19 protein-coding genes and 1 other annotated feature are annotated in these 22,386 nt (G+C 39.4%); of the genes, 1 reads left to right on the forward strand and 18 read right to left on the reverse strand.

Annotation, left to right across the window (positions count from 1 at the left end; genetic code table 11):
* Positions 1-3 precede the first annotated feature (3 nt).
* From thrS to HMPREF1040_RS02005, 15 genes are all read right to left on the reverse strand, one after another.
* On the reverse strand, positions 4-1,911 hold the full coding sequence (gene thrS / locus HMPREF1040_RS01940; protein ID WP_007392175.1) for a threonine--tRNA ligase: 1,908 nt from the start codon (positions 1,909-1,911) through the stop codon (positions 4-6).
* 34 nt (positions 1,912-1,945) lie between these two features.
* Positions 1,946-2,154: a binding site (T-box leader), on the reverse strand.
* A 310-nt stretch (positions 2,155-2,464) separates the two neighbouring features.
* On the reverse strand, positions 2,465-3,964 hold the full coding sequence (locus HMPREF1040_RS01945; protein ID WP_007392219.1) for an acetyl-CoA hydrolase/transferase family protein: 1,500 nt from the start codon (positions 3,962-3,964) through the stop codon (positions 2,465-2,467).
* 19 nt (positions 3,965-3,983) lie between these two features.
* On the reverse strand, positions 3,984-4,550 hold the full coding sequence (locus tag HMPREF1040_RS01950) for a hypothetical protein (RefSeq protein WP_007392202.1): 567 nt from the start codon (positions 4,548-4,550) through the stop codon (positions 3,984-3,986).
* 12 nt (positions 4,551-4,562) lie between these two features.
* On the reverse strand, positions 4,563-6,017 hold the full coding sequence (locus HMPREF1040_RS01955; RefSeq protein WP_007392260.1) for a DASS family sodium-coupled anion symporter: 1,455 nt from the start codon (positions 6,015-6,017) through the stop codon (positions 4,563-4,565).
* Between the two features lie 216 nt (positions 6,018-6,233).
* Entirely contained in the window at positions 6,234-7,673 is a 1,440-nt protein-coding gene (gatB, locus tag HMPREF1040_RS01960; protein WP_007392142.1) for an Asp-tRNA(Asn)/Glu-tRNA(Gln) amidotransferase subunit GatB, read from the reverse strand.
* On the reverse strand, positions 7,670-9,127 hold the full coding sequence (gatA, locus tag HMPREF1040_RS01965) for an Asp-tRNA(Asn)/Glu-tRNA(Gln) amidotransferase subunit GatA (protein WP_036257350.1): 1,458 nt from the start codon (positions 9,125-9,127) through the stop codon (positions 7,670-7,672). The genes gatB and gatA overlap by 4 nt, the downstream gene beginning before the upstream one ends.
* A 20-nt stretch (positions 9,128-9,147) precedes the next feature.
* Positions 9,148-9,438 carry an Asp-tRNA(Asn)/Glu-tRNA(Gln) amidotransferase subunit GatC gene (gene gatC / locus HMPREF1040_RS01970; RefSeq protein WP_007392163.1) on the reverse strand — a complete coding sequence of 97 codons (291 nt, stop codon included), beginning with the start codon at positions 9,436-9,438 and terminating at the stop codon, positions 9,148-9,150.
* 70 nt (positions 9,439-9,508) lie between these two features.
* On the reverse strand, positions 9,509-11,506 hold the full coding sequence (gene ligA / locus HMPREF1040_RS01975) for an NAD-dependent DNA ligase LigA (protein ID WP_007392251.1): 1,998 nt from the start codon (positions 11,504-11,506) through the stop codon (positions 9,509-9,511).
* Positions 11,507-11,520: 14 nt separating this feature from the next.
* The gene (gene pcrA / locus HMPREF1040_RS01980; RefSeq protein ID WP_007392146.1) at positions 11,521-13,719 is read right to left on the reverse strand and encodes a DNA helicase PcrA; all 2,199 of its coding nucleotides are present in this window, start codon (positions 13,717-13,719) and stop codon (positions 11,521-11,523) included.
* Positions 13,720-13,782: 63 nt separating this feature from the next.
* On the reverse strand, positions 13,783-15,063 hold the full coding sequence (locus tag HMPREF1040_RS01985) for a manganese-dependent inorganic pyrophosphatase (protein WP_353935307.1): 1,281 nt from the start codon (positions 15,061-15,063) through the stop codon (positions 13,783-13,785).
* A gap of 476 nt (positions 15,064-15,539) precedes the next feature.
* Positions 15,540-15,662, reverse strand: coding sequence for a hypothetical protein (locus HMPREF1040_RS08285; RefSeq protein WP_007392149.1), 123 nt, complete (start codon positions 15,660-15,662; stop codon positions 15,540-15,542).
* A gap of 395 nt (positions 15,663-16,057) precedes the next feature.
* Positions 16,058-16,186, reverse strand: a complete 129-nt coding sequence (locus HMPREF1040_RS07815; RefSeq protein ID WP_007392248.1) for a FeoB-associated Cys-rich membrane protein — start codon at positions 16,184-16,186, stop codon at positions 16,058-16,060.
* Between the two features lie 23 nt (positions 16,187-16,209).
* Positions 16,210-18,390 (reverse strand): ferrous iron transport protein B, encoded by a 2,181-nt coding sequence (gene feoB / locus HMPREF1040_RS01995; RefSeq protein WP_007392203.1) that lies wholly within the window; start codon positions 18,388-18,390, stop codon positions 16,210-16,212.
* A 13-nt stretch (positions 18,391-18,403) separates the two neighbouring features.
* On the reverse strand, positions 18,404-18,625 hold the full coding sequence (locus HMPREF1040_RS02000; RefSeq protein ID WP_007392263.1) for a ferrous iron transport protein A: 222 nt from the start codon (positions 18,623-18,625) through the stop codon (positions 18,404-18,406).
* Positions 18,626-18,642: 17 nt separating this feature from the next.
* Positions 18,643-18,858 carry a FeoA family protein gene (locus HMPREF1040_RS02005; RefSeq protein WP_007392224.1) on the reverse strand — a complete coding sequence of 72 codons (216 nt, stop codon included), beginning with the start codon at positions 18,856-18,858 and terminating at the stop codon, positions 18,643-18,645.
* A gap of 255 nt (positions 18,859-19,113) precedes the next feature.
* Between HMPREF1040_RS02005 and HMPREF1040_RS02010 the strand changes: the two genes are divergently transcribed.
* A complete protein-coding gene (locus HMPREF1040_RS02010) occupies positions 19,114-19,671 on the forward strand; it encodes an Ada metal-binding domain-containing protein (protein WP_007392212.1) in 558 nt (185 codons plus the stop codon).
* 516 nt (positions 19,672-20,187) lie between these two features.
* Here HMPREF1040_RS02010 and HMPREF1040_RS02015 read toward each other — a convergent pair.
* From HMPREF1040_RS02015 to alr, 3 genes are all read right to left on the reverse strand, one after another.
* Positions 20,188-20,523: a DUF805 domain-containing protein gene (locus HMPREF1040_RS02015; RefSeq protein WP_007392277.1), complete on the reverse strand. Its 336-nt coding sequence runs from the start codon at positions 20,521-20,523 to the stop codon at positions 20,188-20,190.
* 20 nt (positions 20,524-20,543) lie between these two features.
* Entirely contained in the window at positions 20,544-20,912 is a 369-nt protein-coding gene (locus HMPREF1040_RS02020) for a DUF805 domain-containing protein (RefSeq protein WP_007392192.1), read from the reverse strand.
* Between the two features lie 257 nt (positions 20,913-21,169).
* Positions 21,170-22,369 (reverse strand): alanine racemase, encoded by a 1,200-nt coding sequence (gene alr, locus HMPREF1040_RS02025; protein ID WP_036257320.1) that lies wholly within the window; start codon positions 22,367-22,369, stop codon positions 21,170-21,172.
* Positions 22,370-22,386: the final 17 nt, after the last annotated feature.

Here is a 22,386-nt window from a genome sequence, read left to right on the forward strand (position 1 = left end):
TTCTTATCCCTTGCGCGTAACCGCAAGTTCTTTAATTAATGCCAACACCTCATCCGCTGGTTTTACGCCCATATCACCTTGTGACCGTTCACGTACAGCAATTGTATGATCGGCCATTTCTTTATCCCCTACGACAGCCATATAAGGAGTTTTTTCCATCTGGGCCTTCCGAATTTTATACCCGATTTTTTCATTACTCGTATCAACTTCAACTCGTAAACCAGCTTGTTTAAACTGTTGTGCCAATTCTTTTGCATATGCTAAATGCTTGTCCGAAATCGGCAAAAATTTAATTTGTACAGGTGCCAACCAAACAGGGAATGCACCTGCGTAATTTTCTGTAATAATCCCTAAAAAGCGTTCAATACTCCCAAAACAAGCCCGATGAACCATAACAGGACGATGTTTCTGTCCATCTTCACCCACATAAGTCACATCAAATCGTTCAGGCATTAACATATCCAATTGAATCGTGCCACATTGCCAAGTACGACCAATGCAATCTTTTAAATGGAAATCCAACTTCGGTCCATAAAAAGCACCATCGCCTTCATTGATAACATACGGAATCTTCTTTTCTTCAATCACTTCATGTAACGTCCGTGTTGCTAATTCCCATATTTCATCTGATCCCATCGAATCTTCAGGACGTGTAGATAATTCCACATGATATTCCAAACCAAATTGTTTATATGCCGTATCAAATAAATCCATGATACCCGAAATTTCTTTCTTCATCTGACTTGGTAACATAAATAGATGGGCATCATCTTGTGTAAAGCAACGTACTCGGAATAATCCATGTAATGCCCCATGTAATTCATGACGATGTACTAATCCCAATTCAGCTGCTCGAATAGGAAAATCACGATAACTATGAACATTACTCTTATATACTAATATTCCGCCAGGGCAATTCATTGGTTTAATCGCATAAGGTTGTTCATCAATCGTCGTAAAATACATATTATCCCGATAATGATCCCAATGACCTGATTGTTCCCATAATTGACGGTTTAAAATCGTTGGGGTCATAATTTCATCATATCCAGCAGCTTTATGCAATTCTCGCCAAAAATCCAGTAAGCAATTCCGTACAACCATCCCTTTGGCATGAAAGAATGGGAAACCTGGCCCTTCTTCATGAAAACTGAATAAGTCCAACTGTTTTCCTAATTTACGATGATCTCGTTTTTCCGCTTCTTCTCTCATTTTAACATATGCATCTAAATCACTTTTCTTTTCAAACGCCGTCCCATAAATACGTTGCAACATCTTATTTTTTTCATCGCCACGCCAATACGCCCCAGCAACAGTCAGCAATTTAAAAGCCTTAACACTTCCCGTAGTTTCACAATGCGGGCCTGCACACAAATCCACAAAATCGCCTTGTCTATATAACGAAATAACTTCTTCTTCCGGTAAATCTTCTATTAATTCTACCTTATAGTCTTGATGAGATGCACGATAACGTTGTAACGCTTCTTCACGCGATACTACTATTTTTTCAATAGGTTGATTTTCTTTCACAATGCGAGCCATTTCTTTTTCAATTGCTGCAAAATCTTCCTGTGTAAATCGATGTTCTGTATCTAAATCATAATAAAACCCTTGTTCAATTGCTGGTCCAATCGCCAATTTTACATCTGGATATAAGTGAGAAATCGCCTGAGCCATAACATGCGAAGCTGTATGACGAAGCGTATCTTTTCCTTCTTGTGCTTCAAATGTTAAAAATTCAACGGTCGTTCCATCTACTACAGGTTCACATAAATCTGTAACAATGCCATTTACCTTTGCTACCAATACCTTTTTAGCCAAGCTATTACTAAGTTGTTTAACGGCTTCCCGCAAGGAAATACCATCAGGAAATGTTTTTTTACTACCATCTTTTAATATTACTTCTGCCATACTAAAACCCTCCTTAATAAAAAAAGCCCCGTCCCCAAGGGACGAGAGCTTGCTCACGTGGTTCCACCCTAGTTTATCGTTGCCGATATCTCTAGTGCGATAACGGTGCTACCGGATATTCTTACTAATTTCAGAATATCAGCTCCGAGGTGGTAACAATTCGTTTTTATAGGATACTTTCACCCTTATATCCCTCTCTGCAATAAAAAAGCCAAATTGCCTTATCCTCTTCTATGCTTTTCTTATATAATGTATGCGTTCATTATACGTCTGTCTTTTTTGCTTGTCAAGAAAAAATAGTTTATTTTTTCTATGAAAAACCGCCCAAGACAAATGGGCGGTTTTTCACGTATGTCCTATGTTAGCACTCAGGGGGATGAGGCTATATCTAAAACATATACGCTTATAATAAAAATAACAAGAAAAAAAAGACAAACTGCCTATTTTTTATTACCAACGAAAATATATGCCAACGAAAAAAACCTATCTAAAAAAGATAGGTTTTTTTCTGTGCATCATGAACTAACTATATTAAAAAAGGAGAGTTCACTAATTACATACGCATTGTCTTCGTTTCAGCAAAGCGTTGATGCCAAGACAGTGCTTCCGATAAAATATGTGGTGTATTCGCATGTTGTGTAACGCCCATCGCTCGTTGAAAATAATCTAATAACATAGGTCGATAGTCGGGATGTGCACAATTTTCAATAATACGCAAGGCACGTTCTTTTGGACATAAACCGCGAACATCCGCAATTCCCTGTTCCGTAATAAACACATCCACATCATGTTCTGTATGGTCAATATGCGAACACATCGGTACAACAGATGAAATATCACCATTTTTTGCAATTGATTTAGTAAAAAAGAAAGTTAAGTAAGCATTCCGAGCAAAGTCGCCCGAACCGCCAATACCATTCATGATTTTACTCCCCAATACATGGGTCGAATTAACATTGCCATAAATATCAAATTCTAATGCCGTATTCATCGCAATAACACCTAAGCGCCGAATAACACCAGGACTATTCGATATTTCAAGAGGTCGCAACAATATTTTCTTACGATACATATCCAAATTATCATAAAACCGTTGCAACCCTTTCGCCGATAACGTCATAGATGTACCTGAAGCAAAATCTAATTTACCGGTATCAAACAAATCAAAAATCCCTTCTTGAATAACTTCCGTATATACCGTTAAATGCTCAAAATCAGCTTGACATAAACCTTGTATAACTGCATTGGCCACAGAACCAACGCCCGATTGCAAGGGCAATAAATTATCTGGTAACCGCCCAGCTTGCACTTCTTGATGCAAAAATTGAATCAAATATGAACTCATAGCTTGAAAATCTTCATCTGGTGCCGCTAAGGTCGCTGGTTTATCGGGAATATCACAAGGCACAATAGCCTTTATTTTCTGCGGATCGCAAACAATATAAGGCACACCAATACGATCATCGGAATGAACAATAGGTATTACTTCACGATGTGGGACAGGGCGAACATCATAGATATCATGGAATCCTCGCAATGCTTTCGGCTGAGTCATATTCACTTCTACGATAACCACATCCGCACATTCTACAAAAGCGGTCGTATTCCCTACGGATGTTGTCGGAATTAAATACCCTTCTTCCGTAATCGCACAAACTTCAACAATAGCAACATCCACCTTATGTAAAAAGCCCGAACGAACCATTTGTGACATATGGCTTAAATGAAGATCTCCATACTCAACATCACCCGAATTAATTTGATTACGCAACGTACTATTCGTTTGATAGGGCAAGCGTTGAGCGATACCATTAACCGCTGATAACGCACCATCTAATTCAGGTCCTACGGATGCACCAGTCCACAAATTAATTTTAAATTTTTCTTTTTTAATTCGTTCTGCCAACGCTAAAGGTACCGCCTTAGGATAACCAGCTGAAGTAAACCCACTAGTACCAATCGTCATTCCTGGTTTAATAAGTGCTGCCGCTTCTTCCGGGGTCCTAATCAGTTCACGCAAACATACATTATCAATTCTATCTTGTATATTCATATTATCCACCACCTTGAAGTTAATATGTACGTGCTAACTCGGTATTCTTTTCCACTACTTCTGCATTAAAATCGCGAATAGCTATGGGTATTTCTGGTAAAGCATCTGCTTGTGCTTGTGTTAATACAGATGTTCCATGTTCTACATATCGTCCTGCTGCAATATGTACACCCACTACTTGTGCTCCATGTCCAATATATACATGCTCGTCTATTTCACTACCAATAACTACGGCATTAAAACCTATAAAGGTATCATCATGGATAACACAAGGACCATGTACAACACAACAATGACCACATGATACACGATTGCCCACATAAATCGAATATTCATTTCCTTGCACTACTTTTCTTTTATTCATCAATCCATGCAATACGGCTCCGTCCTGTATATTACTATCTTCACCGATAAAAATCGGCATTCCTTCATCTCCTCGGATCGAAGCCCCTGGACAGACCATCACGCCAGCTGAAATGGTAACACTACCAATAACACTAGCTGCTTCCGCAATATGTGCTGATGCGTTGATCTTAGGAAGTACTTCTGTCTGAGACCAAAATGTTTTAGGCGATGCTTTAAGCATATCTATTCCTCCTTAAATTAATCCCCACCAATGCCAATATGTAAAAACAAAAATACCTAATACAACCAACGAGATAATCGTAAATGGTACACCCATTCTAACCATATCTTTCACTTCAAACGCCTGTGTTCCATAAGGAATCATCGCTTGCGGTGAATGCACGGGCAAGATAAACGAAAAATATACAGTCATCGTAGCAATAAATGCCATTCCCCACATAGGTAGTGCATCGTTATTTAAACTTAATAAAAAGCCAATAACCGTTGGAACCAATGCAGCAGCAGAAGAAGTGGTACTAGCAAACGCAAAGCGAATGATCAACAAAGCAATCATAATCGGGACCATCATCAACAAGGGCGGCAAATGTTCAAGATGCAAATGCCCCAACGACACATCCGCTAGCCATAGAGCCGCTTTCGTTTTTAAAAGGACATTTCCTAAAGAAATACCTGCACCAAAAAGAAGAATCGTACCTGCATCTACACCACGGCACAGTTCTTTCCACCCAGCAATACCAATCGTTGGAAAAATCATCGCCACTACCGACAGCATCGAAATAGTATTCGCATCAATATGATGAATGCCTTGAGTCATCCAAAATAAAATTGTAATTCCAAAAATCAAAGCAATTTTTTTCTCTTTCCGACTCATTGGACCTAATTCTTCCAATTTTTTAGCAATAAATTCCTTACCGCCGGGTGCTTCGTCAAACTCAAACTTATTAAATCGTGTCACTACAAAATAAAATATAATAAGCAATATTATCGAATATGGAGCAGCATATATAAACCATTCCATCCACGAAATATCATGACCTAACTGCGTGGCAATAAACGATAGTGCCACCGGATTCGGTGCTCCAGAAGTCAACAATAACATCCCCGAAACAGACGATGTAATAGCCACGGTAACCAGTAACATACGGCTGAAAGTACTACGTAAATGCAACCCCAATGCCTCTACCAAACCCACAGCAATCGGAGTAATCGTAGCCGCTCGTGCGGTCATCGAAGGGATAACAAAACACAATAATGCCATTAATGCGATAATCCCAGCAAAAATATTTTTTACCTTCGTACCAAAAATCATTAAAACATGATAAGCAATACGTTTTTCCAAACTACAATGGATAATACCCGATGCCATAAATAATCCTGCTACAACGAGTACCCATCCGCCATTAATAAAGCCACTTAAAGCTAATGGTATAGCTTTACTCGTTCCTAATAAGGCTCCACTTGTTCCTTCGGCAGGAGAAAATCCTAGCAATAACGCTAAAAAAGCAATGATTGCAACGGCACTGACAGGATATGATACAGCCTGTGTTACCCACATGATAACCGCAAATACCAATACTCCTAATGTTGCTTTCCCGGCACTAGTCAACCCTGGTAAATCAGGCATAAAAAAAATACCGATCATAAGCACTAAAGCAAATAGAACCGTTGCTTTTTTTCGATCAATCATATAAGACCTCCTTTATATATATTCCGTGTGTATCCTGTTATCACTATAACAAGGATCTTTTCTATGTCTCAACAAAATTCCTACTAACGACATAAAAACAGTGACAATCGCCCAAAAACACGAAAATTTGGAGTTCTTTTTTTCACAAACACACAAAAAAAATAAAGTATGTCATACTATATACAATGACATACTTTATTTCTCTATATTACGCACTTACTGTAATTTTTGCTGTAACAACTGATTTACCAGGCCAGGATTTGCTCTGCCTTTGGTTTCTTTCATAATTTGTCCTACTAAAAAACCAATAGCTTTTTTCTTACCTGCTTGATAATCTGCTACCGATTGAGGATTTGCATCAATAATTTTTTGTACAATCTCTTCTAAGGCATTCGTATCTGTAATTTGTACTAATCCTTTTTCCTTGACCACTTCATCTGCACTCTTCTGAGTACTCCACATTTCAGGTAATACCTGTTTTGCCATCGTACCAGAAATTGTCCCGCCTTGAATTAACCGCAAAAGTGCGGCTAATGCCGTAGGTGTCACAGGAATATGTTCAATAGAAATTCCTTCTTCGTTCAACTTTTTAGCAATTTCACCTAAAATCCAATTCGATACCGTTTTTGCATCAATACCATCCTGCACTACCGCTTCAAAATAATCTGCCGTAGCCTTATCCGCTGTTAATAACGACGAATCATAATCGGATAAACCAAATTCCGTTTTAAATCGTTCTTTCCGAACATCTGGTAATTCTGGTAATTCACGCCGTACCTCTTCAATATATTCTGACGATACTTCAATAGGAATTAAATCGGGTTCAGGGAAATACCGATAATCGCTACTTCCTTCTTTAATACGTTGTAATACCGTAATTCCCTTGGCTTCTTCCCATCCGCGTGTTGCTTGCTGGATCGTACCACCTTCTTCTAAAATTTGTGCTTGTCGTACCGCTTCATACTCAATTCCTTTTTGCACCCCACTAAAGGAATTAATATTTTTAATTTCTGTCTTCGTACCTAATGTTTCTGACCCAACTGGTCGAATAGAAATATTGGCATCACACCGCATACTTCCTTCTTCCATCCGGCAATCCGAAACACCTAAATACTGTAAAATAGAACGGAGTTTTTCTAAATACGCACGTGCTTCTTCTCCACTTCGAATATCCGGTTCCGACACAATTTCAATAAGAGGTACACCCGTACGATTATAATCGACACAAGAGGAATCGGATGTATCAATAGTAGAGCCACTATGCACTAACTTGCCTGCATCTTCTTCCATATGAATACGGGTTAAATGAATACGACGCTGTTTACCCCCTACCTCAATATCCACATACCCATTTAAACAAATAGGCAAATCAAACTGAGATGTTTGAAAATTTTTAGGCAAATCAGGATAATAATAATTTTTCCGATCAAACTTGCTAAATGGTAAAATATCACAATGTAAAGCCAACCCAGCTTTCACAGCAAAATGCAATACTTCTTTATTCAATACGGGCAATACCCCAGGCAACCCTAAGCATACAGGGCATACATGTGTATTGGGCTCTGCTCCAAATTCTGTGCTACAACCACAAAAAATTTTAGTCTTTGTTTTTAATTCAGCATGGACTTCTAATCCAATGACAGATTCATATTTCATGATAGCGTAACCTCCCCGACAGGTGCTTGTTGCTGCACATCTGTCCGCTCTTGTTCAAAAGCATAAGCAACGCGAAGCAACGTTTCTTCTCCTAAAGCTCTGCCAATTAGCTGCATCCCTATAGGCAATCCATTTTTATACCCACAAGGAATACTCATACCAGGCAATCCTGCCAAATTTAACGTTACAGTGCATACATCCGCAAGATACATTGCCAACGGATCATTCACATGTTCACCCACTAAAAAGGCCACATCTGGTGCCGTTGGGGTGAGCAATACATCACATTGTTTTAAGGCTTTATCATAATCTTGCTTCACCAAAGTACGCACTTTCATAGCCCGCAAATAATACGCATCGTAATAGCCCGAGCTAAGTACATATGTCCCTAACAAAATACGCCGTTGTACTTCCGGGCCAAACCCAGCGGTACGCGTTTTTTCATACATTTCAACAATATTTTTACCTGGTACACGCATGCCAAAGCCAACGCCATCATAACGTGCTAAATTAGAACTTGCTTCCGCTGGAGCAATAATATAGTACGCGGCTAAACCATATTTCAAATGCGGCATAGAAACGGATACAATTTCTGCCCCCAACGATTGATAGGTCTTTATCGCTTCTTCTAATGCTTGACGACAAGTAGCATCCAACCCATCACCAAAAAATTCTTGAGGAACACCAATTTTTAATCCCTTGACATCCCGTATAAGTGCTTTTGTATAATCTTTTTCTTCTTGGCATATAGATGTACTATCCTTTTCATCATGTCCAGCAATTGCATTTAAAACAATAGCACAATCCATAACATCCTGCGTGATAGGTCCAATTTGATCTAAAGAAGAAGCATAAGCGATAAGGCCATACCGCGAAACCAACCCATATGTAGGTTTCAACCCGACAACACCACAATATGACGCGGGTTGTCGAATCGACCCCCCCGTATCCGAACCCAATGACCAAACGCATTCCCCTGCAGCAACTGCAGCAGCACTACCACCGGAAGAGCCTCCTGGTACATGTGCAACATTCCACGGATTATAAGTGGGATGAAAAGCAGAATTTTCTGTCGAACTACCCATAGCAAATTCATCCATATTCGTTTTACCTAAACTAATATAATCCTGCTGCAGCAACCGTTCAATAACCGTTGCATTATAAGGAGCACGAAAAGATTCCAAAATATGTGATGCACAAGATGCTTGCTGTCCTTTTTCACAAATATTATCTTTAATCGCCCCTGGAATCCCTGCCATCATACTAATTTCCTGACCAGCCGAAAGTTTCGCATCCACAGCAGCCGCTTGCTGTAAAGCGGTTTCACGCTGGTCTGATAAAAAGGCCTGTACTTTCGGTTCCACCTTATCTTTATGTGCTAAATACGCTTCCGTCAATTCCACAGCCGTAATTTCACGATGTATCAATTTGTTATGCAATCCATGAATCGTCATTGATTTCACAATATCCCTCCTTAATCCTGTAACACTTTCGGTACTTTAAAATACCCATTTTCTTCCTCTGGTGCATTGGACAATGCTTCTCCATGATCTAACGACTTACGCGGTTCATCCGCACGCATAACATTCCGTAACGGAACGGCATGAGCTGTCGGTTCTACGTCCGTCAAATCTACTTCCCCGATTAAATCCATATAAGACAAAATATCACTCATCTGTTTTTCTACTACTGCCATCTGCTCTTCTTTCACAGTAAGCCGTGATAAGAGGGCTATTTTTTTTATTTCTTCGCTAGTGATTTTCATAAAGACACCCCTTAGCCAATAATACTAATCATTTACAACTTCATATTATATCATTTTTACACTTTTACATCTACTCATCCTGTAAGCGAGCTTGAAATTCTTCTTCCCTAATAATCGGCACACCCATTTTTTTTGCTTTATCATATTTACTTCCAGGATCATTTCCACAAACAAGCAATGTCGTCTTTTTGGTTACCGTAGAAGAACAACTTCCCCCTCGCAAAATTACAGCTTGTTCAGCTGCTTTCCTTGAAAAAGATGCTAACTTACCCGTTACCACTACCAATTCACCGACAAAAGTATGATTAATAACCGTTTTTTCTGGTACAGTCATTTGCACGCCAGCCCTAACTAATTTATCCACGAGTTTTTGATTTGCCTCATCATGAAAGAAAGACACCACACTCTTCGCCGTACGCGGACCAATATCAGGAATCGACATCAATTCTTCTTCCGTTGCTTTTTTCAATCCAGCCAACGATCCCATATGTTCTGCCAATACTTGCCCGGTCTTTGCACCAACAAACCGTATGCCTAACGCAAACAACACACGTCCTAAGCCAACTACCTTGCTCTTTTCAATGGCCCCCAGCACATTATCTGCCGCCTTTTCACCATATCCTTCTAACGAAAGGAGTTGCTCTTTTTGCAATGTATATAAATCAGCCGCATCCCGAATCAATTGATGTTCTAACAATTGCCGTACTAACGCATCACCTACCCCATCTATATTCATGGCCTGTCGCGAAGTAAAATGAATCACTTGTTCAGCAATCATTGCCGGACATGCTGGATTGACACAACGAATAGCGGCTTCACCAGTAACACGTACAACCATCTTACCACAACTAGGGCATTGCGTCGGCATACGATAAACCTGTTCACTTCCCGTTCGCACAGATGTAATTGCCCGTACTACTTCTGGTATAATTTCACCAGCTTTTTGAATGATCACCGTGTCGCCAATGCGAATATCCTTTTCTGCAATGTAATCTTCATTATGTAATGTCGCTCGTTTTACTATCGTCCCAGCTAAAGAGACTGGTTTTAAATCAGCCGTCGGAGTCAAGACTCCCGTACGACCAACGGAAATCGAAATATCAGCAACCTGTGTTTTCACCTGTTCCGGCGGAAATTTATAAGCAATTGCCCACCGAGGAATTTTCACCGTATTACCTAATTGTCGTTGTTGCGAAAAAGCATTTACCTTGATCACCATACCATCCGTAGCATACCCTAAACTATCTCTTTTTTCATCCCACGTATGAATATAGTCGATAACATCTTCAATAGTAAAAAAAACACGATATTCGGGATTAACTTGAAAGCGCCACGTTTGCAACTGCTGTAACAACTCCGCTTGACTTGATATAAGCAAGCCATCCATGCCACCTACGGCATAAGCAAAAAAAGCCAATTTACGCTCTGCCGTTATCTGCGGATCTTGTTGCCGCAATGAACCAGCAGCGGCATTGCGTGGATTAGCAAAAGGCTCCATCCCATCAGCAAGCCGTTGTTCATTTAAGATCTGAAAAGACCCAATAGGCATATAAACTTCGCCCCGAATTTCCACATGTGCAGCGGTAGTCGGAATACGCAACGGGATAGTCCGAATTGTCCGCACATTATGCGTAATATCCTCACCTACCCGTCCATCTCCACGGGTTACGCCTCGAACAAAACGCCCCTTTTCATAAATCAAATTAACCGCTAAGCCATCAATCTTCAATTCAACCACATATTGAATCGGTGTAGATAGTAATTCCGCACGTACCCGTTCATCAAATGCTCGCACTTCATCATCCGAAAACACATCACCTAAACTAAGCATCGGCTGATCATGCGTATATTTGGCAAAGCCACCAGCTAACTTAGAACCGACCCGTTGTGTCGGCGAATCAGGAGTAATCCATTCAGGATGAGCTTTTTCTGCCTGTTCTAATTGCCGATACAACATATCATATTCATAATCAGAAACAGTAGGTGCATCTAACGTATAATATTGATAACTTAACTCTTCAATTTTATGACGTAGCTCTTTTATTTGCTTTTCCGTTACTTCACACATCCGCTATCCTCCTATTATACTTTTTCAATCGGTGCATACTTTACCATTACCTGCCGTACACCTTGCGTTGGAAATTGTATTTTTAATTGCATGCTATCGCCCGAACCAAAAACCTCTACTACCTTTCCCTTACCCCAAATTTTATGTTGTACCAAGTCACCTTTTTGAATGGACGTATCCACCTGATGTTTCTTTGGTAAGGACGTAGACACGGCAGTCGATAATACAGAAACACGTTGTTTACTAAGAACAGAAAACCGTTTTTGCTTCATCAAACGAGACATTTCTTTTACATCTTTTAATTCTGCTGGAATTTCCGCTAAAAATCGACTTGGCACATGCGATGATATACTGCCATACCACATACGCGAGATAGCATTCGTCACGTATAATTGACGTTCAGCTCGTGTAATCCCAACATAAGCCAGTCGCCGTTCTTCTTCCAATTGCATCGGATCCATCAAAGAACGACTGTGCGGAAACAGCCCTTCTTCTAACCCCACTAAAAAGACAATAGGAAACTCTAATCCCTTCGCTGCATGCAGTGACATAAGCGTAACTTGCGATTCCTTATTTTCAAAAGAATCAGCATCACTAACTAATGCTACCGTTTCTAAAAAGTCTTGTATCGTCCCGTTAGGATTCCCATCAACATACTCTTTTGCAACTGACAAAAATTCCCCTACATTGGCTTGCCTAGTCTCGCCTCGCGTATCCTTACGAGCTTCAGCGGCTAATAAATCACCATATCCCGTATCCTTTATAACCGTTTCCAATAAAGAAAATACATCCATCGTTGTCGCTTTTTCTGCCAAAGAAAAAATAACATCAATAAAAGCCTTCATTGTCTGTTTTACCCGTTCAGCTATATCAATATTTTCCACTTCTGTCAAGGCATAAAACACACTCATTTGCCGTTCTTCCGCATATGCCACTACCTTTTCCAACGTGATTTGTCCAACGCCCCGTTTGGGCACATTAATAACCCGTAGCAAACTTAGACTATCTTGCGGATTTACTAACAAACGCAAATAGGCAATAACATCCTTAATTTCTTTGCGATCATAAAATTTTGTTCCGCCTACCATCGTATAAGGAATTCCTCGCCTAATAAGTTCTTCTTCCAATATACGTGATTGAGCATTTATGCGAAATAAGATTGCCATATCACCATAAGGCTCGCCTCTTTTATCATGGCGATTATAAATACATCCCGCCACATAATCCGCTTCATCACGTTCTGTGGCACCCTGATAATGAATAATCTTTTTGCCACATTCATTATCCGTCCACAAAACCTTCGATGGCCGTTTTTCATTATGCGAAATAACCGCATTTGCCGCTTGTAAAATCGTTTTCGTTGAGCGATAATTTTGCTCCAACTTAATAGAAACCGCTTCAGGATAATCACGTGTAAAATCAATAATATTACGAATATCTGCGCCACGCCAGGCATAAATACTCTGATCTGCATCACCGACCACACAAATATTACGCCACTTTTTTGCTAAAATCCTTGTCAACATATATTGTGCATAATTTGTATCTTGGTATTCATCAATAAGAATATATTGAAATCGGTCTTGATACCTCGCCCGTATCGTTTCGTCTTCTTGCAATAATTTCACTGTATATGTCAATAAATCATCAAAATCCAAGGCATTATTTTCCTGTAATTCCCGTTCATACCGAAAATACACTTCTGCCACTTTCTGCTGATAAAAATCACCTGCTTGTTTTGCCCATTCTTTCGCTGTAAGCAAAGCATTTTTAGCATTAGAAATCGTACTTAATACAACATGAGGTAAAAACCTATTTTCATCCAGCTGTAATTCCTTGAGCATCTTTTTGACAACCGTCAATTGATCCGTACTGTCATATATAACAAAATTGCGATGATAACCAAATTTCCCATCAAGATGCATACGCAAGAGTTTGGCACAAAACGAATGAAACGTACTAATCCACATAGACTTTGCCACATCGCCAATTAACAAAGCTACCCGTTCCTGCATTTCTTTAGCCGCTTTATTGGTAAATGTGATCGCTAAAATTCGTTGCGGTGCCACGCCCGTTTCCAAGATATGAGCAATTCGACACGTAAGCACCTTTGTCTTTCCTGACCCAGCACCAGCCGTAACAAGAACAGGGCCTTCAATCTGTAATACCGCTTCCTGTTGTCGTGAATTTAGTCCTTCTAAAATAGAACTCATCAACATATCTCCTCACTCTCTCAAAAAAAAAGTCTCACCTCACGATGAGCCTTTTTTCTCTCTTTACTTCATTGCCTCTAACAAAGGAGGTATAATTTGTTTTTTTCGACTCATAACATGAGGTAAATAAACAGCCTGATCGGCTACGTCCTTAGCAAACGCCTTGGCCACTACATGTTCTATGTCCCCAGCAAACAAAAACGTCGTTGCTTCATCAATAATACTCGTAACCATCAAAAAGGACGCAATAAAATCTTTCGATGCACGCAACCGTTCTAAAGCAGCTAATAACTCCGTTTTTTGCTTTAACACATCAGTCGTATCCATTACTTGTACTTGTGCAACCGTAAAGGTATGAATACCATCTGAAAATTCTTTCATATCATTATGAACAATTTGATCTGGTGTTAAATCAGATACATTCGCACCTGCTTTCAACATTTCCATCCCATACGTTTCAACATCGACACCAGCTATTGCCGCTAATTTAATCGCCGTTTTCTTATCTTCTGCTGTACACGTTGGAGAGCGGAACAATACCGTATCCGAAAGAATTGCCGAAAGTAATAATCCCGCAATCGCTTTAGGTATCTCTACGCCCTCTTGCTCATACAGAGAAGTAACAATCGTTGCCGTACATCCTACGGGACGGAACAAAATAAAGATAGGGCCATCCGTCATCAACGTTCCACCAATGCGATGATGATCTACCACACTTACAATTTCAGCATCTTCAATTCCATCAATAATCTGTTTTTGTTCATTGTGGTCAACTAACATCACTTTTTGTTTTTCAGCCAATTCTACATCGGCAGCATTAATCATGCCCACATAAGTTTCGCCATCAACAACAACAAATTCCCCTGTGTCAGGAACATCTAATCCCTTATCACTCGGAGCAAAAACCTGTTTAGGTGTATGCACTAAATCGGCAATTAGTGGTAATTCTTTCCCCAAAACCGAAAGAATAAACGCATCGGCAAATACTTGTTTATCCACCACACCGACAAACGTATTTCCCTCAACAACAGGTGCCACATCTACACCCTGTTGAGAAAACCACTGAACTGCATCTTTTAAACTTGCCTGCTTCGGCAAAGCAGGCACATCGCAACGCACTGCATCTCCCACTTTTCGATATACATCGGTTACTAACGGCTGTGGATCAACCTTAAAATATTGTAAAGCAAACATCGATTCTTTATTTATTTCACCTGCTCGTATAGGTATCGTATTCATGCCTTGTAACTGACGCAATGTTGCAAATGCAATAGAAGTGCAAATAGAATCAGTATCCGGGCTTTTATGCCCCGTAACAAAAATCGGCTTAGACAAAAAAATCACCTCATTTAAAATTATAACTATGTTGATTATAACACACCGCCCCAATTAATGCATACAAAATTACTAAAAATAATTATTATCGTATGCTGTTTTGTAACAGCCATATCCGTAAACACCATTATGATTTGCTCTAGTCCAATTTTGTCACATTTTTCTCTTTCTCACTAAAAAACACGCAATGATATCTCGCCTCATTGCGTGTCTATATACAACTTCTTTTCTCACTCCATTACTATGCGTCTTTTCGCACAAACTGCCTCTTGTTCCACTTCTTATAAATACCCTTGTACAGATATATCATTTTCCCATATTGACGACACTTTTTGCCTTTCCATCGTAGCATCAAGTTGCAAAATAGCTGATAATAATAACTTCATTATAAGCATGACACGGATTAGTAAATAATGTTTTCGACAGGCCCCCCTTTCCTTGATTTTTCCTGAACATCACTAGCGTGCGAGTACCAATATATCGTACTACCGCCAAATCGTTGGTGCAAAAATCATCACAATCCGTTGCCCACTAAAAATTTTTCCTAGATAAGCATACCGATAACGTAATTTCAAACCAACGCTATCTAACAATTCATCTATGCCCATCGTTCCTCCCCCTATCCCGTACCACTCAAATAGAGTGCCTCAGCCAAACTTTCCTGACGGACATCCGTGGGGCAACCGCACTATCCGAATCTTGAAAAGTAAGATAAATCGACAAATGTCCCTTACAACGTTGTGTCATCGCCAACAACAGCATATCTCAAAAATAAATCATGCCAGCCGTTGATATATATACCCCCACCACTAATCATGCGAACGTAGATTTTCCGCACCCCGTTTCGCCTTCTCAATAGGAAAAAGAAATATCATCGTTCGCTTTAATCAGCCGTCCTGACGAAAAGAATAAATCTTTTTTACCTAATCCACCAAACCAAAAGGAACCGTTCATATGAACGGTTCCTTTTGGTTTGCGTAACTTTTTCGTAACTATTATTAAATTAATGGTGACAATTCGTACCACAATCGCTGCCACAACCACAACTGCAAGAATTTCTTTTCTTGTATACACTACGGGCAGCTCCTACAATAACAGCCAACACAATAATTCCTACAATAATGTTTGCCATAATAATTACTTCCTTTCAAATCATTATTTATTTTTATTTCCTTGAACAGCTGATTCCACTGCTTCAATAACTTCAAATTGATCTTGTTGTTTTGGTTTTGCCGCTTTCTTAACAAAGATCAGGTATAAGAAGACAAGAGCAACAATAATAGCTGCAACTGTGGAAATAGTAAAGGCACCAGTCGTAATCCACAAGCCAATACGATAAATCATCAAGCACATTGCATAAGCAAATACGCATTGATAAGTAACAGCAAATAAAGTGTACTTAGCGGACATCATTTCACGACGTAACGCACCAACAGCAGCCATGCAAGGTACGCACAATAAGTTAAATACCATCAAGCTATACCCAGCAAGCGGTGTATATTGACTATGAAGCGTCTGCCAAATAGCAACACTGTCATCCGCATCCACATCAGCAAAGCCATACAATATACCAAATGTACCAACCAAGTTTTCTTTTGCCATTAAGCCCGTAATAGACGCAACGGTTGCTTTCCAGTCGCCAAAACCAACGGGCACAAAGATATGACCAATAACACGACCAATCGTAGCCAAAATAGAATTACCGATATCGTCAACCATGCATAAATGCCAATCAAAGCTGGATAAGAACCAAACGATAACCGTAGCCAATAAGATAACCGTACCAGCTTTTTTTACAAAGGCCAAACCACGATCCAACATAACGTGTAATACGTTCAATGGACTTGGAATATGATAAGCCGGCAATTCAATAACAAACGGTGTCGGATCTCCTGCAAAGAGAGATGTTTTCTTTAATATAATACCAGAAATAACAATGGACAGAATACCTAAGAAATAAGCAGATGGTGCAATCCATGTAGAATCAGGGAATAACGCACCCGTGATCAATGCAATAATAGGTAACTTAGCCCCACATGGCATAAATGTAGCCGTTAAAACAGTCAACCGACGGTCATTATCACTTTCAATCGTACGCGAAGCCATGATTCCCGGGATACCACAACCAGTAGATACCAATACAGGAATAAAAGATTTACCCGATAAACCAAATTTACGGAAAATACGGTCTAAGATGAAGGCAATACGAGCCATATACCCACAGTCTTCCAAAATAGCCAAGCAAATAAACAAGACTAACATCTGCGGTAAGAAACCAATAACGGCACCTACGCCAGCAACAATACCATCCATGATCAATGCATGTAACCATTCGGAAAGACCAATAGATGTTAAGAACGGATCTAAGATGCTAGGAACAATATCGCCAAACAAGTTATCATTGATCCAATCTGTACCAGCTGTACCAATTGTCGAAATCGAAAGATAGTAAACGATAAATATAATAAATACAAAAATCGGCAATGCTAAAATTCGGTTTGTAACAATTTGGTCAATTCGGTCGGAAACAGTCAAGCCTGTTTTATTTTTCTTTTCATAGCAATGTTCTATAAGACCAGAAATATATTCGTATCGAGCATTCGTAACGATACCTTCACTATCGTCATCTTCGCGTTCTTCACAGTCTTTAATAATTGCTTCTACTTTAGCTTGTGTATCTGCATCTAAATCAAGTGCTTTTAAAATTTGTGCATCTCGTTCAAACGCTTTCGTTGTATACCAACGAATACCATCTTGATCCGCCTTATCCTTAATCAAAGCACCAATTTCATCCAAACACTTTTCTAATTGATCGTTATATGTATGGCGAGATACATGAGGTTTCTTCGCTTTAGCTAATTCTACTGCCTTTAATGCAGCTTCTTTAATCCCTTCCCCTTTTAATGCGGAAATAGGGACTACTGTACAGCCCAGTTCTTCGCCCAATTTTTCCATATCAATCTTATCGCCATTGCGCTTAACAATATCCATCATGTTTAACGCAAGCAACACAGGAACCCCTACTTCAACGAGTTGTGTCGTTAAATATAAGTTACGTTCCAGGTTCGATGCATCGACGATGTTCAAAATAGCATCAGGACGTTCATTTACGATATACGTACGTGTAACAATTTCTTCAGTTGTATATGGTGATAACGAATAAATACCTGGCAAGTCTTCGATAATAACTGATTTATCATAACGTAAAGCAGCTTCTTTCTTTTCTACCGTAACACCAGGCCAGTTACCAACATGCTGAACACTACCAGTCAACGCGTTAAACAACGTTGTTTTCCCAGTATTCGGATTCCCGGCAAGTGCAATTCTAATAGTCATAATTTCCTCTCCTTTATTCAACTTCTACCATTTCTGAGTCACTTTTACGAATACTAAGTTCATATCCCCGTACAGTAAGCTCTAATGGATCCCCTAACGGTGCCGATTTACGAATATAAATTTTCGCACCTCTTGTAATCCCCATGTCTAAAATACGGCGTCTTAACGCACCATCGCCACGGACTTTTACGACCGTTACAGTTTCGCCTACAGACACATCACGTAAAGTTTTCATGCCGCTCTCTCCTTTCATCATACGTCGAGGATAATGCGATTCGCCATTATTTTATTCATGGCTAGCCGAGAGCCTTTTACTTCTATAATAATATTACCCTCAATTTCATTCACAGCTTTAACTGTAGCGCCTACCACTACTCCTAAGTCAGCTAAGTGCCGAATGTCTTTTTGTTTTCCGTGAATCGATTTTACAACACCGCTTTCTCCACGTTGCAACATTGATAATGGCATTGTCGCTTACCTCCCTCTTATTATTTTTTAGAAGCAGCGCCTTCACACACAAATGCTAGATGACGTACTACCCCTTCAATAATAATACATGAATTGTTCTGCATATGTTATTCTAATATTGACTTCTTATTCAATTATTTTTATTCCAAATTTACCTGCCATAAAAATGAATTTTAATATCAATATATTTTACACACTCCATATGTTATAATAACAATTAATAAGACCCCCTCGTAAAGAAAGGAGTACATTACCATGACCGATGAAGAATGGACCGCCATAAAGACACGTAACCATGAATATGATGACCAGTTTGTCTATGGCGTGAGCACGACAAAAATAGTTTGCCGTCCCTCTTGTTCGACACGCTTAGCAAACCCTAGTCATATCGTTATATTTCCTACATTTAAAATAGCCGAAATGCATGGCTATCGTCCTTGTTTTCGTTGTCGTCCCGACCTTCCGACATGGAAAGGAGCAAAAAAAGAGTTAACCGAACAAGCACAAAAGTACATCCAACAACACTATACAGAAAAATTTTCATTGCCACAATTAAGTCAAACACTCTATGTCAATGCTTGCTATCTCGTACGCGTATTTCACGAAACGACGGGAGAAACTCCCTTATCGTATCATCATCGATTGCGTTGCCAGGAAGCAAAAAAACTGCTACGATCTAACGAATACTCCATTGCCTATATTGCGACAATAGTCGGTTATGCCTCGGCTTCCCATTTTTCACGGGTGTTTAAGAAATATATACATAGTACCCCCCACATATATAGACTTACTCATACACGCAAAAAAAAATAAATTTTTTTTGCGTGTACTTTATTTATATGTAGAATAAGATTATCATCTTCATCATCATTTATACTCTATCTGGTTAAATGAATTTTCGTTCATATTATTATATAAATACTATTTTTACGGTTTTATATTCATATATTTTTTTATTCAAAAAATGAATAAAAATTCTCTTTAATCTCAATTGTAACTCATTTTAAAAACTATACAGTCTTACCACTTTTTTATCAAATATATTGCTTTCTTTTCTCATTTTTCTTTATACGTTTTTTTCAATTTATCTTCAAATATATTCTTTTTTCGTATGCTTTTATAAAAATTAAATTTATAATCCTTATTGACAAATCCAGATTTACCTTCTCGTTCAGATAATCGCTATTATAAATTTTAAGTTTTTCTTCTATCTGACAAAAAAGCTCCAAGAGGATACCAATCAACTATAAGCAATATAAAAGAGCGTTCTCCCTATTTCTCAGGAAAACGCTCTTTTACGTGCTTTATAACAAGTAATGATCGCACAACTCACAACAGCGGATCAGCCCCATACTTATTTTCACCTTCAGTACCACGCTTAAACAATAGGTATAAGCTCACAACGAAATTAACGATCGGAATAAAACCCAATAAAGTATACCATCCAGATCGATTTAAATCATGAAACCGGCGTATCGTTAATAGAATAGATGCGATGGAGCATAAACAAATAACAATCACACTAACTAACGACACTATAAATATATCCCCTGCCCCCTCACTAAGGCAAGAAAAGAATCCTGTCACAATGCCTAATATAATCATAGATATAATATATGGCTTACGATTCACTCGTCCTCGTGAAGAAAAAAGAAATGCTCCCATTCCGTATCACTCCTCGTAATTTAAGATACTTTTGAAAAGCTATATTGTTGTGTACGATACATTCCGGATGTGCCTAGCAAATATAATACAACACCTATATTAACGCCAGGGATCACTCCCAGTATCATCCACCAACCGGTTTTACCTAAATCATGAAACCGGCGAATACCTAAGGTAATCCCCGAAATACCAGCAACGATAGCTAATATACCCCCAACAACCGCATCCATACCTTGTGCTTGTATCAAACTGGATGCAATCATTCCTACCAATGCCAACGCAATCATTCGCCAAACATATTGTTTTTGTCTAAGGCAACCTTGACAAGAGAAAAAACATGCAATCATGCCTTGGTTCTGTTTATAGACATCTTCTTGTACTTGTTTCATGATGTAACGCCTCACTTTCTACCAGCCTTTCTACCGAAAGGGGTAATACCACTCCAATGTGGTATTCTTTCTATGTTTAGTATACCACGTATTTGTGAAAAGTAAAACAATCTTATCCGCTCATATTGTCTGCGTTTTCTCATTTATTTTATTATAACTCATATAGAGGCGTATATATAACTATATCATTATCACTTTCATTTTTGTATTACAAATTAGCATGTACCTTTTATAACGTATGTAAAAAAGTAATACCCCTATTCCACTAAATATTCTAACCGCCGTACCACTTCACCACCCTGCACATACACACGTGGCACTCGGCGATTAATATTACAAAGAATTTCATGTGCAATCGTACCAATACAACACGCTAATTCTTCTAACGGCACCGACTCATCACCTTGCTGTCCAAACAACACAACCTCATCGCCAACGGCTACCTGAGGGATATCCGTAACATCGATCATACATTGATCCATACAAATATTCCCTACCTGCCTTGCTCGTTTTCCTCGCACTAATACATCGCCACGATTAGATAATGCCCGAGGATACCCATCAGCATAACCAATCGGCAGTGTGGCAATTACTCGTTGTTCCTTGGCTTGAAAATGCCGTCCATAACTAACCGTTTCCCCCGCTTCTAAAACCTTAATATGGGTAATACAAGCCCGTAAAGACATGACGGGACGTGGACAAAACGAGGTAGCCTGTACCGTTGCCGATGGATGATAACCATATTGTAAAATTCCCGGACGCACCATGCCTGCCAAAAGCGATTTTCCCCACACTACGCCAGCACTATTACAGCAATGAACATACGCTGGTACAATATCCACTTGTCGCAACTCATCTAAAAACGCTTGTAATCGCTTATATTGCAATTGTGTATACTCAATAGAAGCCACATCACTTTCATCGGATACGGCAAAATGAGTAAACACACTATCTAACTGAACATGAGGCAACATCGCTATTCGTTGTATCTCGGCAATACTAGACGCATCTGGTCGATACCCAATACGCCCCATCCCCGTATCCACGGCAATATGAACATGAACCATACGTTGTTGTGCTACAGCCGCCTGCGAAAAAGCAAGAGCATCTTCATACCGAAAAACCGTCACATCAATACCATAATTCACCAACTCCGCCGCCTGACTGCCATCGGTATGCCCTAAAATAACAATACGCCCCGTAATTCCCCCTTGTCTCAACTCGATAGCCTCACCAAGACAGGCCACAGCCACTCGATCAGCGCCATGCTCCAAAAACACACGTGCTAACTCTACCGATCCATGCCCATACGCATTCGCTTTCACGACAGACATAATCGCCACATCCGGTCCAACCATACGACGAATCTGACGTATATTAAACGCGGCTGCATCTAAATCTATTTGTGCCCAAACGGGACGTTGCATAAAATGCTGAATTGACAGATTTCTATCCACAGTACACGCTTCTTTCT

The sequence above is a fragment of the Megasphaera sp. UPII 135-E genome, from assembly GCF_000221545.1.
Classification (GTDB): domain Bacteria; phylum Bacillota; class Negativicutes; order Veillonellales; family Megasphaeraceae; genus Megasphaera; species Megasphaera hutchinsoni.